The 15,186-nt window shown below is 59.9% G+C and carries 12 protein-coding genes; 11 read left to right on the forward strand and 1 reads right to left on the reverse strand.

Annotated elements, in window-relative coordinates:
* Nucleotides 1-31: 31 nt before the first annotated feature.
* Nucleotides 32-529: a PD-(D/E)XK nuclease domain-containing protein gene (locus E4P82_RS11255; protein WP_246327533.1), complete on the reverse strand. Its 498-nt coding sequence runs from the start codon at nucleotides 527-529 to the stop codon at nucleotides 32-34.
* Nucleotides 530-1,776: 1,247 nt separating this feature from the next.
* Between E4P82_RS11255 and E4P82_RS11260 the strand changes: the two genes are divergently transcribed.
* The 11 genes from E4P82_RS11260 to E4P82_RS11310 all read left to right on the forward strand — a co-directional run bounded on the left by E4P82_RS11260 (nucleotide 1,777) and on the right by E4P82_RS11310 (nucleotide 15,121).
* Nucleotides 1,777-4,599, forward strand: coding sequence for an MGH1-like glycoside hydrolase domain-containing protein (locus tag E4P82_RS11260; protein WP_246327534.1), 2,823 nt, complete (start codon nucleotides 1,777-1,779; stop codon nucleotides 4,597-4,599).
* A gap of 3 nt (nucleotides 4,600-4,602) precedes the next feature.
* The gene (locus tag E4P82_RS11265) at nucleotides 4,603-6,729 is read left to right on the forward strand and encodes an FAD-dependent oxidoreductase (protein ID WP_169248974.1); all 2,127 of its coding nucleotides are present in this window, start codon (nucleotides 4,603-4,605) and stop codon (nucleotides 6,727-6,729) included.
* Between the two features lie 11 nt (nucleotides 6,730-6,740).
* Entirely contained in the window at nucleotides 6,741-7,943 is a 1,203-nt protein-coding gene (locus tag E4P82_RS11270; RefSeq protein ID WP_169248975.1) for an MFS transporter, read from the forward strand.
* A gap of 220 nt (nucleotides 7,944-8,163) precedes the next feature.
* Complete coding sequence (locus tag E4P82_RS11275; RefSeq protein WP_169248976.1) at nucleotides 8,164-9,165, forward strand: AAA family ATPase; 1,002 nt, start codon at nucleotides 8,164-8,166, stop codon at nucleotides 9,163-9,165.
* A 53-nt stretch (nucleotides 9,166-9,218) separates the two neighbouring features.
* Nucleotides 9,219-10,250, forward strand: coding sequence for a DUF58 domain-containing protein (locus E4P82_RS11280; RefSeq protein WP_169248977.1), 1,032 nt, complete (start codon nucleotides 9,219-9,221; stop codon nucleotides 10,248-10,250).
* A 4-nt stretch (nucleotides 10,251-10,254) separates the two neighbouring features.
* Entirely contained in the window at nucleotides 10,255-10,746 is a 492-nt protein-coding gene (locus E4P82_RS11285; RefSeq protein WP_169248978.1) for a DUF4381 domain-containing protein, read from the forward strand.
* Nucleotides 10,743-11,789: a vWA domain-containing protein gene (locus E4P82_RS11290; RefSeq protein ID WP_169248979.1), complete on the forward strand. Its 1,047-nt coding sequence runs from the start codon at nucleotides 10,743-10,745 to the stop codon at nucleotides 11,787-11,789. The genes E4P82_RS11285 and E4P82_RS11290 overlap by 4 nt, the downstream gene beginning before the upstream one ends.
* On the forward strand, nucleotides 11,786-12,919 hold the full coding sequence (locus E4P82_RS11295) for a vWA domain-containing protein (protein WP_169248980.1): 1,134 nt from the start codon (nucleotides 11,786-11,788) through the stop codon (nucleotides 12,917-12,919). Before E4P82_RS11290 ends, E4P82_RS11295 begins: the two co-directional genes overlap by 4 nt.
* Nucleotides 12,920-12,937: 18 nt before the next feature.
* Complete coding sequence (locus E4P82_RS23685) at nucleotides 12,938-13,126, forward strand: tetratricopeptide repeat protein (protein WP_169248999.1); 189 nt, start codon at nucleotides 12,938-12,940, stop codon at nucleotides 13,124-13,126.
* 415 nt (nucleotides 13,127-13,541) lie between these two features.
* Nucleotides 13,542-13,820, forward strand: coding sequence for a hypothetical protein (locus E4P82_RS11305; protein ID WP_169248981.1), 279 nt, complete (start codon nucleotides 13,542-13,544; stop codon nucleotides 13,818-13,820).
* 2 nt (nucleotides 13,821-13,822) lie between these two features.
* Nucleotides 13,823-15,121: a BatD family protein gene (locus tag E4P82_RS11310; protein WP_169248982.1), complete on the forward strand. Its 1,299-nt coding sequence runs from the start codon at nucleotides 13,823-13,825 to the stop codon at nucleotides 15,119-15,121.
* Nucleotides 15,122-15,186: the final 65 nt, after the last annotated feature.

The raw sequence follows: 15,186 nt of genomic DNA on the forward strand, positions 1-15,186 counted from the left end.
CAATGCCCACTTGGACGGGTTGTGCTTTTCTCTACCTGTTCCCTTTGGAACGGCAAATTATCGTAGGGCGGGTTAGGGCGGTAGCCCGTATCCGCCTTTTGGGAGACCTACTCATGCATTCTCGGCACAATAAATATGTAAACCTGTAGTCCATTACTCCTCTCGGACAGATCTTTTTTCTATTCCACGCGGATTTTTTGATGCGTGCCTCGGGGTCGTAGACAAGACAATAGAGCTCTCGGCAATTTGGATGGGATTTGTAGTGAGCTATGTCAAGAATCAATTGTTCACCAAGCTCCTTCGCCCCTAACCCGTTTCGAGTCATCTTTACCTCGATTACAGTAGCTTCATCTTTAAGCAGGAAATCCATTCGCGTAGACTTGCCAGCGTAGCTGGGTGTGTATTCCTCTGGTCGAACGTCATCAAAGAACAATTGCAGAAGGCCTCTCAATAAATCCTGCACATCATATTCGTCCTTCACATCTAAGGTGCTTCTATTGTCATGACGAGTACGAAGTTCCCCAATCATAAGTGGAATTCGCTCACAGACAAATTTTTAGAAGTTTCTTTCGGTGTTCTAGATTTTCCAGAAGAAACGCGCTTATCCATCTTACGACTCTCTATGTAACCACAGTACTCAGCACATTCCGTATAGTGTCCCGTTTCAAGGAGTTCGAAGTGTGGGTTGAGGTCTTTATCATAGTTTCCTCTTGTCGCTGGATACCCAGCATAATCGGGCAAAGCCAGCGTCCGCTCAAAAAAGAGAAAACTTCAGGACATAATCCAGAGCAGCTATAGTAGTTCGGACCTCCTATGCGGCCAGCACTTTCTCCGATCCGCTTGACGATAGGCTCTTTCAGATTGACCGACTTTTTCGCTACTTCGAAGTCCAGCTCATTAAATACTGCTACTGTATCTGCCCGCCGCTCACACCATTCGAATACAGGGCAGCGTTTTGGGAGACCGAGTCGCTCAGCCACATCAAAGTAGTCTTGTTTTGTTCTCAAAGACATGATAGGTACCTAACAATTATGTTAACGTATAATTTCTCATCGTCACAAATTCATCTGAACTACGACTACCATTTTTTTATAACCACCATACTTTTCCTATAGTAGAATCCAACAGTAATGCCAGTTACAGTTTATCTTCGATGGTGCTAATTACACCAACAACGATTTTAGTGCTTAACGGGGTGGCGAGTACGCCACAAGGATGGGAAAGCCACAGTTTTTCGCCCGGAGTCGGCTTGATCCGCTGGTTGTGCGGCGTGAAGCGCCCGCCAGCAATTAACATTCACCGCCAGCCTTCCAACCCCGGAACTTCCACCCCGCTCGCCGTTCCCAAGAACTCGCCCATCGCTACGAGGCGCGGTCGCGCTGCAAACCATCCCAGCCAGGTAACGTCCGCATTCTCGCCAGCGGCCGCGCCTTCATCTGGACTGCTGTCACAAGTATATAGCTCTCGCCAGCAGGGCGGGCGAGGTTTGGCCGCTTTTCGAGAATAACAGCCAAAGCCACTGCATTTAGCGGCTCCATGATATTTCGCAGCCCTCGTCCTCGGCCAAAGTTTAGCATTCCAAATTTATATTATTAATTATCAATAAGTTATTTTAAATTTCTCCAGTGGCATAAGTGTTGCTGATTCGAGTGGAGAACACCGGATCGATCGGGCTATTTCATTCTCTGACAAGGAATTTGCCCAAAAATGGCGTAATGGCTCATCGGTCACGAACAACCTCTCAACACCCGCAACCCCTATTCTGGAGAAACCCCCATGAAAGCCACGATTCCCATCGACAACCCCGAGCGCTTGCGCCTGGAACGACAGCACCAAGATCAGGAAAACTGGCGGCTGTGGGGGCCGTATCTCGCGGAACGGGCTTGGGGCACGGTTCGCGAGGACTACAGCGCCCACGGCGAAGCTTGGGAACATCTCGACCACGATCAATCCCGCTCCCGCGTCTATCGCTGGAACGAGGACGGTTTGGGCGGCATCTGCGACGAGCAACAGCGGTTGTGTTTCACGCTCGCCCTGTGGAACGGCCGCGATCCGATTTTGAAAGAACGGGCATTCGGCCTGACCGGCAATCAAGGCAACCACGGCGAGGATGTGAAGGAGTATTACTTCTATCTCGACGCCACGCCTAGCCACAGCTATCTGCGTTATCTGTACAAATATCCGCAGGCCGAATATCCCTACGGCAGGCTGGTGGAAGAAAACCGCCGCCGGGGCCGGTTAGACCCGCCGTTCAACCTGTTGGATACCGGCGTTTTTCAGGACAATCGTTACTGGGATGTAGATGTGTCCTATGCCAAGGCCGGCCCGGATGAAATCCACATCCGCATCGCGGTCGCCAACCGGGGAACCGAAGAAGCGACCCTGCACCTGTTGCCGCAACTGTGGTTCCGCAACACTTGGGCTTGGGGCGACGAGGAGAAAGAGCGGGCACTGGCCGAACTGCGGGGCGATCCGGTTTTGCCCGACCAGAAACCGGCCAAACCGATCTTGTACGCGATTCCAGCGCCAACCGGCGCGACTTGGGCGGTGCGTGCCGAATATCCAGCGCTGGGCGCGTACCACCTGTACGGCCGGCAATCCGCCGAGCCGCTGTATACCGAGAACGAACACAATGTTCAGCGGCTGTGGGGATTGACCAACGCCACGCCCTACGTCAAGGACAGTTTCCACCGTCGAGTGGTCAACTGCGAGCAAGACGCGGTCAATCCCGCGCAGGAAGGCACCAAGTTTGCTGCCTGGTATGTATTGACCGTGGCAGGCGGTCAACAGGCCGAGGTCGAGTTGGTGTTGAGCGCCGCGCCGCTCGCTCAACCCTTCGCCGCTACCGCAACGGTGTTCGCCAACCGTCAATCCGAAGCGGATGCGTTCTACCGCGACCTGTTGCCCGAAGCCTCCGACGAAGACCGGCGCATCCTGCGCCAAGCATCGGCGGGCATGATCTGGAGCAAGCAGTTCTTTCATTACGATGTGGCCCGCTGGCTCGATGGCGACCAATTCCCGCCGCCCGACAGTCGAAAAGGAGGCCGCAACCGTGCTTGGCGGCACCTTAAAGCATCCGACATCATCTCCATGCCCGACAAGTGGGAGTATCCCTGGTTCGCGGCCTGGGATCTGGCCTACCACTGCGCCGCGCTGTCGCTGGTGGATGTCGATTTCGCCAAAGACCAGATCGAACTAGTACTCAAGGAAAATTACCTCCACCCCAACGGCCAGATTCCTGCCTACGAATGGGCATTCGGCGATGTCAATCCGCCGGTGCACGCGATGGGCGCTCTCAAGGCATTTCGGGCCGAACGGGTGCAGCGCGGTCAGAGTGATCATAACTTTCTACAGCGAGTGTTCCACAAACTGCTGCTGAATTACGCCTGGTGGATCAACCGCAAGGATGTCGATGGCAACAACGTGTTCGAGGGCGGCTTTCTGGGGCTGGACAATATCTCGGTATTCGACCGTTCTCACCCGCTGCCGGCTGGCTATACCCTCCAGCAGGCCGACGCCACCGGCTGGATGGCGATGTTCGCGCTCAACATGACGGTCATCGCGCTGGAACTGGCCACCGAAGACCCGGATTACGAACCCATCGCCATCCAGATTTACCAGCAGTTTCTCGCCATCGCCAACGCCATCGCCGGCCACTCCGGCCACGAAGTGCCGCTGTGGGACCCGGAAGCCGGTTTTTTCAAGGATTTGGTGACCGGTCCCGACGGCCAAAGCCAGCGCATCGACGTCTATTCCTGGGTCGGATTGATTCCGTTGTTCGCCTGCGAGGTGGTGGATCAGCGCATTCTGGCCAAGGTCCCCCGGTTTCGCGAACTGCTGCGCCAGCACCGGCACGGTGTGTTCGACGGCAGCATCATCTGCCAATGCCCGGACTGGGAAAACGAGCGGGGCGAACATCTGCTTTCGCTGGTCACCAACCGGATGTTGCCGCGCATCCTCAAGCGGTTGCTACGCGAGGACGAGTTTCTATCGCCGCACGGCATCCGCAGCGTCAGCCGCATCCACGCCACGCATAAGCACTTGGGCACGCTGCCCGGCGTCGGCGAAGCCATCATCGAGTACGTGCCCGGCGAATCCAACTCTGGTCTGTTCGGCGGTAATTCCAATTGGCGCGGCCCGATTTGGCTACCGACCAACTACACGCTGGTGCAGGCGCTGGAGAAGTTCCACCGCTTCCTGGGCGACAATTTCACCATTGCCGTGCCCAGCCTGGGCAATCGCGAGCTGAACTTGAAGGAAATCGCCACGCTGATCGCCGAGCGGCTGGTGGACATCTACCGCCGCGACGCGAACGGACGGACGCCCGCTTTCCCCACCGGCAGCCCGTTCCAGCACGATCCGCACTGGCAAGATTTGCTGCAATTCTACGAATACTTCCACGGCGACACCGGCCAAGGGCTGGGCGCCGCTCACCAGACCGGCTGGACCGGCCTGCTGGCGAATCTGGTGATGCGCCGCTACCGGCGCGATATCCCGGCCTATTGGAGTCAGCAAATGGCAGCCGACAACACCCCTCTCCCCGAGGGAGAGGGGTTGGGGGTGAGGGCGGTTTCAGCCACGAGCGCAGTGGAGGGTTGAGCCATGCTGACCGCAACCGTCGCCGCCGTCCGGCACCGTCGGGCCAATGTCATCGCGGTGTTCCTCAAGCGCGTGGATGAAGCGCTGCGCGTCGCCGAAGTCACGCTCTATCCCTTTCTAGACCTCGTAATCCGGCTATGGCTGGCGCAGGCGTTCTGGGTGTCCGGCGTGCTCAAGCTGGCCAACTGGGATACCGCGCTGACGCTCGCCACCTACGAATACCCGGTGCCCTGGTTGGACCCGTTCAAGGCTGCCGTGCTGGGCGTCACCATCGAGGTGCTGGGTTCGATGCTGCTGGCGTTCGGGCTCGCCACCCGGCTGGCCGCGATTCCGCTGTTGATCCTGACGCTGGTGATCCAATTCGAATACCGCGCCCTGGATCAACACCTCTATTGGGTCGCGCTGTTCGGTTGGTACATCGTCATGGGCGCGGGACCGATTTCCCTGGATCGGCTGCTGACTTCCGGTTTGGCATCTTCGGCACTGCCGTTGGTCAAACCGCTGGGCCGGTTGTACGCTTCGCTGACTCGCTATCTCGGCCCAGTTTATCAACTCGGGCTGCGCCTGTGGCTGGCGAGCCTATGGTTCGCACCGGTGCTAATAGGGCGTTCGTTCCTGGAGGCCGTGTTGGGTTTCGTCAGTCCTCTGCTGGCGCTGGGGCTGGCAACCCGCTTGGCCGCCATCGGCGCGGCGCTGGCGCTGCTCGGCTCCGGCGTCATGGGCACGGACGAAATCCAGACGATCAACCGGCTCTATCAACTTTTCCTGCTCGGCCTGATCGCGCTGCGCGGATCGGGACCGATTTCTGCCGATGCCATCCTGCAACGGCAGCTCGCCCGCTGGTTCCCGCCGTTGGAAAGCTGGTCCGACGCCGCACTGACCGACGTACCTCATGTGGTGGTGGTCGGCGCTGGTTTTGGTGGAATCAAGGCAGCGCACGGCCTGCGGCTGGCCGCCTGCCGGGTCACGGTCATCGACAAGCGCAACTACCATCTGTTTCAACCGCTGCTGTATCAAGTGGCGACAGCCAGCCTGTCGCCGGCCGATGTTGCCACCCCGATCCGGGCGCTGTTCCGCGACCAGCACAACGTGCGGGTGTTGCTGGGCGAGGTGACGGACGTGGACGCCACCGCGCGTCAGGTGGTCCTGAGCGATGGCACCCACATCGGCTACGACTATCTGGTGTTGGCGACCGGTGCGCGTCACAGTTACTTCGGACGCGACGACTGGGAGCCCTACGCACCGGGCCTGAAGCGCATCGACGACGCCACCGCTATCCGGCGCCGCCTGCTACTGGCCTTCGAACAGGCGGAGAACTGCGCCGATCCCGAGGAACGGCAACGGCTGTTGACCTTCATCATCGTCGGCGGCGGTCCCACCGGCGTGGAACTGGCCGGCGCTATCGCCGAGTTGGCCCAACACGGGTTGACCGGGGAATTCCGCAATATCGACCCGGCCCAAGCACGAGTGTTGCTAGTGCAATCGGCACCGCGCCTGCTACCGAGCTTTCCCGAATCGCTTTCGGAAGTGTCGGCGCAATCGTTGCGGGCGCTGGGCGTGGAAGTGCTGACCAAGAGCCGGGTGGAGAAGGTGGACGCTGAAGGGGCGCTGGTGTCCGGCCAGCGGATCGGTTCCCGCACCGTGTTCTGGGCGGCTGGGGTGATGGCCTCGCCCGCCGCGCAATGGCTCAAGACCGACGCCGATTCGGCAGGCCGCCTCAAAGTGGGGCCGGATCTGAGCGTGCCCGGCCTACCCAACGTGTTTGCCGTCGGCGATACCGCTCTGAGCGAAGCTTGGGATGGCAAGCCGGTGCCAGGACTGGCGCCCGCAGCCAAGCAGCAGGGTGCTTACGTCGCTGGGGCGATCAAGGCTCGCCTGGAAGGACGTACTGGCCTGCCGCCGTTCCGCTATCGCCATCTCGGCAATCTCGCCACCATCGGCCGGCAAGCGGCGGTCGTCGATTTCGGCTGGTTCAAATTGAGCGGGGCGCTGGCGTGGTGGTTGTGGGGCGTCGCGCACATGTTTTTCTTGGTGGACCCTCGCAAGCGTCTGTCGGTCGCCATCGAGTGGTTCTGGGCCTATCTCACCTACAAGCGCGGCACTCGGCTCATCACCGGCGGCAAAGAGTAAGGAGCATCGACATGATCAAGCAAACGTCGCCGAACGTGCCGGCAGTGCTCGCGGTGTATCTCATCGCATTCCTACAGGGCTTGACGCTGGTCAGCTTCCCCGCCAGCAGCGCCGTGCTGAGGCAAATGCACGGTTTCACCGACGCCCAGTACGGCGCGATCTTTCTACCGCAAGTCGCGCTGGCGGTGCTGGGCGCGGTGGCTGGCGGGACGCTGGCCCGCCGTCTGGGTTTGCAGCCGTTGCTCTGGTTGACGGCGGCGGGCAACGGCTTGTCGCAACTGGCGTTGGCGGCGAGCCTTTGGGTCATGCCGGCACTGGCGTTTCCGGTCATTTTGGCCGGAACGGCGCTGCTGGGATGGAGTTTCGGCTTGGGTGGTGCACCGCTGAACAGCTATCCGCCCCAATTCTTTCCCCGGCGAGCACCGGCTGCCGTAGTCGCCTTGCATACCCTGCTAGGGCTCGGCTTGATGGTGGGGCCGCTGCTGGCCGACGGTTTCGGCCGGGCCGGCTGGTGGGTCGGGTTTCCGCTGTCGCTGTTGGGGTTAAGCGCGTTGCTGGCGTTGGCCGCTGCGACCGTGCGTTTACCGTCGGAGGCCGGCGGCGAGATGGAGGAGCGCCGCGTCGAGATGAATCCGCCGCTGATTTCCGGGGCGTTCTGGATCTTCGCCGCCATCGCGGTACTCTACGCCTTCGCCGAAGGGACCTTCAGTAATTGGGCGGTGATTTATCTGCGCGAGGCCAAGGATCTATCGGCGGTGGTGGCGGCGCTGGCTCTATCGGTGTTCTGGGGCGCGATGGTGGTCGGTCGGCTGCTGGTTGCGGTGCTGGTGGTCCGCATCGCGCCACTGACGATCTGGCTGGCGTTGCCGGTTCTGATGATCGCGGCGTTTCTGCTGCTGCCGGGCGCCTCCACGCCAGCGCTGGGCCTGGGGTTGTTCGCGTTGGCGGGTTTGGCCTGCTCGGCTTTCTTTCCGCTGACCATTACGCTGGCTTCGGAGCGATTCCCCGAGCATGTGGCCTGGGTTTCGTCCATGCTCATCGCCGCGCTGATGGTCGGCGTGGGGCTCGGTTCGTTCGTGATCGGCCCGCTGCGAGAATGGCTGTCTCTGGAACAGATCTACCAGTTCTCGGCAGCCTATCCCATCGCGGTCATCGGACTGGCCCTGTGGCTGGCCGGTTCGCGGCGGCGGTTGGCGGTCGAAGTTCGAGTCTGAAGCAGATGGGCTTCCGGTGACCCCGCGCGGCACTTTCGAAAAACTCTAAACCTCTCAAGAATGCCGTCGGGAGCCGGCTTCGAGTTTACACCGCGACCGACTGTTCTCTTAAGATTCGCTTAAGCCAAACCACCTACCATTCTCGACGTACCGAGTTGGAAACGGACTCGGCCTCGTTCAGCGAGTAGGTACTCTCGTATTTCAAACCACGAAGGACGCCATGAACGCCGATCCATCGACGCAAACTTCGATAACCTCTTCGGTTCTACCAGACATCAGAGGTTTACTCGATTATCTGAACCAACGGATTCTCGGTCAGGACGCGTTGAATACGCGGCTGTTGATCGCCTTGCTGGCTGATGGACACCTGCTGGTCGAAGGCGCGCCTGGGCTGGCCAAGACGACGGCCATCAAAACCTTGGCTGCGGGACTGGAGGGCGATTTTCATCGCGTCCAGTTCACGCCAGATCTGTTGCCGGCGGATTTGACTGGTACCGAGATCTATCGGCCTCAAGAAGCCTCCTTTCAGTTCCAGCAAGGTCCCATCTTTCATAACCTCTTGCTGGCCGACGAGATCAACCGGGCGCCCGCCAAAGTACAATCCGCCCTCCTGGAGGCCATGGCCGAACGCCAGGTGACGGTAGGTCGCACCAGTTATCCGTTGCCCGAATTATTCCTGGTGATGGCCACGCAAAATCCCATCGAGCAAGAAGGCACCTATCCGCTGCCCGAAGCGCAACTGGATCGCTTTCTGCTGTATGTGCGTATCGGCTATCCCGATTCGCAAACCGAGCACGCTATCCTGCGACTGGTGCGCGAGCAGGCCTTACAAAACGGCACCACCGCTGAAAGAACCGTGCGCATTTCCCAACAGTGCGTGTTCGCGGCGCGGCGCGAGGTATTGACGCTGAACCTGGCACCGGCGCTGGAGTCGTACATCGTGGCGCTGGTGATGGCCACGCGCAATCCGGCCCCGTATGGCACGGAACTGCCCGGTTGGGTTCGGTACGGCGCCAGCCCGCGAGCAACCATCGCCTTGGATCGCTGTTCTCGTGCCCATGCTTGGCTGCATGGCCGCGACTACGTCAGTCCCGAGGACATTCAGGCCATCGCGCCCGATGTGCTGCGTCACCGCGTGCTGCTGACTTTCGAGGCGGAAGCCGACGGTATCGATACCGAGCGCTTCATTACCGAGTTGCTCGACCGCGTTCCCGTGCCTTGAGAGGCACTGCGTCGAAAACTGAAATATTCCTGCCCCGCCTCTAATTACTTCCGATGTTGAAAGAAATCCGCAAACGCATCCAGCAAGGTTTCATAGCGAGCGACTCGACGTCCTTGCAATCTCCCGCTCCACTTTCACCGACCGGCACCCGAGGAGTCGCTGTTTCCATCGAAGAGTTGCTGCGGTTGCGCGACCAAGCGGCTGGACTCGGTTTCTCTCCCCAGCGCCGGGTGTTATCGACTCAGGCGGGGGGATATGTCTCACCGTATCGGGGTCGCGGCATGGAATTCGAAGAAGTGCGTGCTTATCAACCGGGTGACGACATCCGCAACATGGATTGGCGAGTGACCGCGCGCACGGGTCGGCCGCATACCAAGTTGTTTCGGGAAGAACGCGAACGGCCGGTATTGTTCCTGGTGGATCTGGGACCGAACATGGCTTTCGGTACCCGGATTGCCTTCAAGTCGGTGGTGGCCGCCAGAGCCGCCGCACTGCTGGCCTGGGCGGCCCGCGACAACGGCGATCGCATCGGTGGCATCGTGTTTGCCGGAAAGCAGCATCGGGAACTGCGGCCCGCCGGGCGGGAACGGGGCCTGTTGCCTTTTCTCAAGGCACTGGTCGACATGCAACCCACCGGTATCATGCCGGCAGAAACAGGGAACGGCCACTGGGTGGAAATTCTGCGGCGGCTGACCAGTATCGTCCGCCCTGGCAGTCTGATCTTTCTGCTGAGTGATTTTCGCGGGCTACCACAACAGGCTGAGCAATCGTTCGCTCGTCTTGTCGCCCACAACGATGTGGTTTCCATTCTGGTATTCGACCCCGTCGAGGCCACCGCGCCACCTGCCGGTCGTTATCCTTTGAGCGACGGTCAGCGCTTTGCCGTTCTGGACACCGGCGATCCAACGGTGGTTGAAGCTTACCGCAATCGGTTCGCATTCCATCGCGACGCGGTTCGCGCCTTGTGCCATCGTCACGGGAGCCATTTCTTGACATTGGCGACCAGCCAACCGGTGCCCGAAACGTTGCGTCGTGGTCTGATCGTCCATCATCGGCGTCCCGGCGCCCGCACCACTCGTCCGTAGTTCCATGCCCGCGACAAACCCTTTAGCAGACTTGCGGGATATCCATCTCCCCGAACCGGTTTCCTGGTGGCCGCCCGCGCCGGGTTGGTGGCTGTTGGCCGCGCTGTCGCTGGTCGTCGTCGCTGGGTTGCTGTGGTTGTGGCGCTATCGTCGGCGGCAGACACCCCGACGGGTGGCGCTTGCCGAACTGACGCGACTTCGAGCCGATTTCCAACGGGATGGCGATGGAGCCGCCATTGCAGCGGGGATTTCCACATTGTTGCGCCGTTTGGCACTGGCCCACTTTCCCAGAGCCCAGGTGGCCGGTCTGGTCGGCGACGCCTGGCTGCAATTTCTGGATCGAACCGGTGGCGGCAACCCGTTCAGCGCAGGACCCGGACGCGCCTTGATCCGAGCCCCCTATCGGCCTACCGAAGCGTTCGAGATCGAGGCGCTACTGAATGTGGCCGAAACTTGGATCAAGCGCGTCGGTAAACCAGGAGCGCCCGTCTCATGATTCATCTGGAATGGCCCTGGGCGTTACTAGCCCTGCCCTTACCTTGGTTGGCGATGCGTTGGCTACCGCCTGCTCCCGCTAGCGAAGGCCCGGCACTGCGCGTTCCGTTTCTTGAGGAGGTTTTGGTACTCGGTGACGGGCACGGCCGACGAAAATCCTTGCAGCGCCGTTGGCTGAAAATGGCCCCGTGGCTAGCGTGGTTGCTGTTGGTGCTGGCCGCCACCCAACCGCAATGGCTCGGTGAACCGGTCGCCTTGCCGGTCAGCGGGCGCGATTTGCTGTTGGCGGTCGATGTCTCGGGCAGCATGGCGTCGGAGGATTTCATGCTCGACGGACAGGCGGCCAACCGCCTGCAAGTGGTCAAGGCAGCCGCCAGCACTTTCATCGAGCAGCGCAAAGGTGATCGCCTGGGTCTGATTCTGTTCGGTTCGCAAGCCTACCAGCAAACCCCGCTGACCTTCGATCGCGATACCGTGGCCACCTTGTTGAACGAGGCGGTGGTGGGTCTGGCGGGCAAGGAAACCGCCATCGGCGACGCGATCGGGCTGGCGCTGAAGCGGCTGCGAGCGGCCGATGCCAAGGATCGGGTCTTGATTCTATTGACCGATGGCGCCAATACCACTGGGGAAGTGGCGCCCCGCCAAGCCGCCGAGCTGGCGGCCAAGGAAGGTTTACGCATCTACACCATTGGTCTCGGCGCCAAGGCGATGCGCCAAGAGACTTTTTTCGGTCCTCGAATCATCAATCCTTCGGCCGACTTGGACGAAGGGACCCTGAAGGACATCGCCGAAATCACCGGTGGCCGCTATTTCCGCGCCACCGACACCGCATCCCTGGAATCGATCTATCAGGAGTTGGATCGCTTGGAGCCCGCCGCTCGCGATACTGAGTATTTCCGGCCGCATCAATCCTTGTTCATCTGGCCGCTGGGCTTGGCATTGGCGATTTCGATCGTCATCGCCGCGAGCCGTTTATCCTGGTGGAGAAAGACGCCAGGCAGCGATGTTGAAAGTCAAACGACGAGTGCTGGAGTGAGTCGGTGAACGCGTTGTCGGAATTTCATTGGCTACGCCCGGAGTGGCTGTGGGCGTTGTTGCCGTTGGCCGTTATCGGCTGGGGTTTGCTGCGTCAGACAAGTCGATTGTCCGCCTGGGAAAAACAGTGCGATCCGCATCTGCTGGCGGAATTGCTGATCCGTCGCGCCCGGCACCATCGCTGGCCGCTCGTGTTATTGGCGGTTGCTTGGGTCTTGGCGGTGATCGCCTTGGCCGGTCCTGTTTGGCAAAAACTGCCCGAGCCGGTTTATAGAACTCAGGCGGCCCGAGTCATCGTGCTCGATCTCTCACCTTCAATGAATGCATCCGATCTTCGCCCATCGCGTATCGCCCGTGCCCGCTTCAAGGTACTGGACCTGTTGAATCGCTATCGCGAAGGACAAACCGCGCTGGTGGTCTTTGCCGGTGAACCCTTTGTCGTCTCGCCCTTGACCGACGACACCAAAACCATCGCCGCCTTGGTGCCGACGCTCAGCCCCGAACTCATGCCGGTTTCCGGTGACCACATGCGCACGGCATTGCGGATGGCCGACGAATTACTGCGTCGTGCAGGCATTCAGGACCATGGGGAGATTGTCCTGGTCACCGATGGTTATGACGACCCAGCGGGAACCTTGGAAGCGGTGACCGCGTTACGCGCCCACGGGCGGCGAGTCTCGGTGCTGGCGGTCGGTACGGAAGAAGGTGCGCCGATTTCGTTGGCCGACGGCGGTTTCCTGAAAGACTCCACGGGGGCCATCGTCGTGCCACGACTCGATCCGGCGGCTTTGAGCGAACTGGCCCGTCAGGGTGGCGGGCATTTCGTCCATCTCAGCGCGGACGATCGCGACATCGATGCCTTGTCATCCAATCCGATAGTCCAGGTTCGCGAAGTTCGTCCCGAATCCGCCCGGCATTCGATGGATCGCTGGCGGGAGGAAGGGCCGTGGCTGGTGCTGGTCTTGTTGCCATTGGCGGCGTTTGCCTTCCGACGCGGTTGGTTGACTGTGGTGGCGCTTGCCGTGTTGACCTTGCCGCCGGACCCGGCTTCAGCCTCTGGTTGGCAGGATTGGTGGGCACGTCCCGATCAGCAAGGCGTTCAAGCCTTGCAGGTAGGCGATGGAAAAAAAGGCGGCTGAGCTGTTCCAAGATCCCGCCTGGAAGGCTCCGCGCATTATCAGGCCGGCGATTATGAAAAGGCTCTGGAAAACTTCAGTCAGTCGGACACCGCCGATGCTCTTTACAACCGTGGCAATGCCTTGACTCATCTGGGACGGTTGCAAGAGGCAAACGCAGCCTACGATCAGGCATTGAAAAAAAGACCCGAACAATGCCGACGCACGTAAAAAACAAAACCCTGGTGGAAAAAATTGCTCAAGCAACAGCAAACAGCAACAGCAACAGCAACAGCAACAGCAACAGCAGCAATCGAAGAATGATTCGCGGAATCAGCAAAACCAGAATGGCGAGAAAGACCAGCAAAGCGCGAAGGACTCATCCGCTGATTCGTCCAAGCCATCGTCGGCGGACAAGAAAAATGATCAGGAATCTCAGGACGATAAGCAACAGTCTGGTCAGCAAGCAGACTCGAAAAGTGGAAAATCCACAGACGGCAATTCGTCGGAGAACCAAGCCAATGCCCATCAGCCTCAATCCGAGCCGAAACAGTCGGAACAAAATCCGTCCCAAGCTCAGGAGAAGCCGGCCGATTCCACTCCGTCCACCACACAATCGAAATCACGGGAAGACGACGACAGCCTGTTGAAACAAGCGGCCGCCTCTCCGAAACCGCCGGACGCGGATGAGAAATCGCGGGAACAAGCGTACGCGACCGCCCAGGCCGCAGCGGACCATTCGGAGGATGCCGATCGGCAAGTCGCGGCCGCCCACACCTCGGAATCCCCAGAGCAATCGGAGGACCGGCAAGCCATGGATCAGTGGTTGCGGCGCATACCGGACGATCCGGCTGGCTTGTTGCGGCGAAAATTCATGCTGGAGCATCTACGTCGCCAACAACAGGCCGCGCAAAGAGGAGAATGATGATGAAGCGCTGGGTTTGTATCCTGTTGCTGGGTTTGGTCCAGGGTTTATGGGTGTATCCGGCCTTGGCCCAGGGCGTCAATGCCTTCGTGGATCGCGATACGGTCGCCGAAGGCGAAACCTTGCGGTTGGTCATCGAAGTATCTGGACGCGGTCCCAGTAGTGACCCCGATTGGTCGCTGCTGTCGCAAGATTTCCAGGTGCTAGGTACGGACAAGAGCAATCAGGTCAACATCACGAACGGCACCATGGAAGCCAAGACCCGCTGGATCGTGACGCTGGCACCGCAAAAAACCGGATCGCTCACCATTCCAGCCTTGACGGTGGGCGATCAACAAACCCAAGCGATCGTGATCAAGGTCACCGAAGCGGGTGCGGCTTCCACGACCGGTGCAACCCCCGACATCTTCATCGAGTCGGAAGTCAAGCCGGATACTGCTTACGTGCAGCAACAATTGACTTATGTGTTGCGGATTTATTATGCGGTGACGCCGCATGGTCCTCAGCTCAGCGACCCCAAGGCGGCGGATGCGCTCGTCGAACGTTTGGGGGATGATCGGCAGTACACGACTCAGCGTGGTGATCGACGTTATGGGGTCATCGAACGGCAATACGCCATCTTTCCGCAGAGTAGCGGCACGCTCAGCATCGAATCGCCGATTTTCTCCGCTCAGATTCCTGACACCCACCAGCAATCGAACAGCAATAATTTCTTCGGGCAAGGTGGTTTTATTGGTCCAGACCCATTCAACTCCCTGTTCCAGACCGTCCGCCCGGTACAAGTCCGTGGTCAGCCGTTCCAGATTACGGTGAAGCCGCGCCCATCAAATTCCGGTGGTGGTGCCTGGTTGCCGGCGGAAAATCTGACTGCCACCGAGTCCTGGTCGTCCGATCCGCCGACTTTCCGGGTCGGCGAACCGGTCACCCGCACCTTGACGCTGAAAGCTCGCGGGTTGACCGGTGCCCAGCTTCCGGAGTTGCCGTTGCCGTCATCGGCGGATTTGAAGCTCTATCCAGATCGGTCAGCGACCGATACCCAAGCCAATACCGGTGTTGTAGTGGGACAGCGCGAACAGAAGATCGCTCTCGTCCCCACGCGCCCCGGTACGTTCCAGTTGCCGGAGATTCGCATTCCCTGGTGGGATACCCAAGCCGATGCGCCACGCGAAGCCATCGTCCCCGCCCGTAAGATCACCGTCACCGGCGTTCCGGCTCCATCGACACCAGCCCAGTCGGCTCCAGTACAACAACAAGCGACAAAAAACGCCGGCCGTTCCCGTGGAACCGAGCGCGGACGCTAAGCCCGCGCCTCAAAAATCACCACCGCCGACCGTCAAGACACCGTCACCACGTTTGTCGGACACAT

Origin of the sequence: Candidatus Competibacter phosphatis, assembly GCF_012939995.1 — a bacterium.
Lineage (GTDB): Bacteria > Pseudomonadota > Gammaproteobacteria > Competibacterales > Competibacteraceae > Competibacter > Competibacter phosphatis.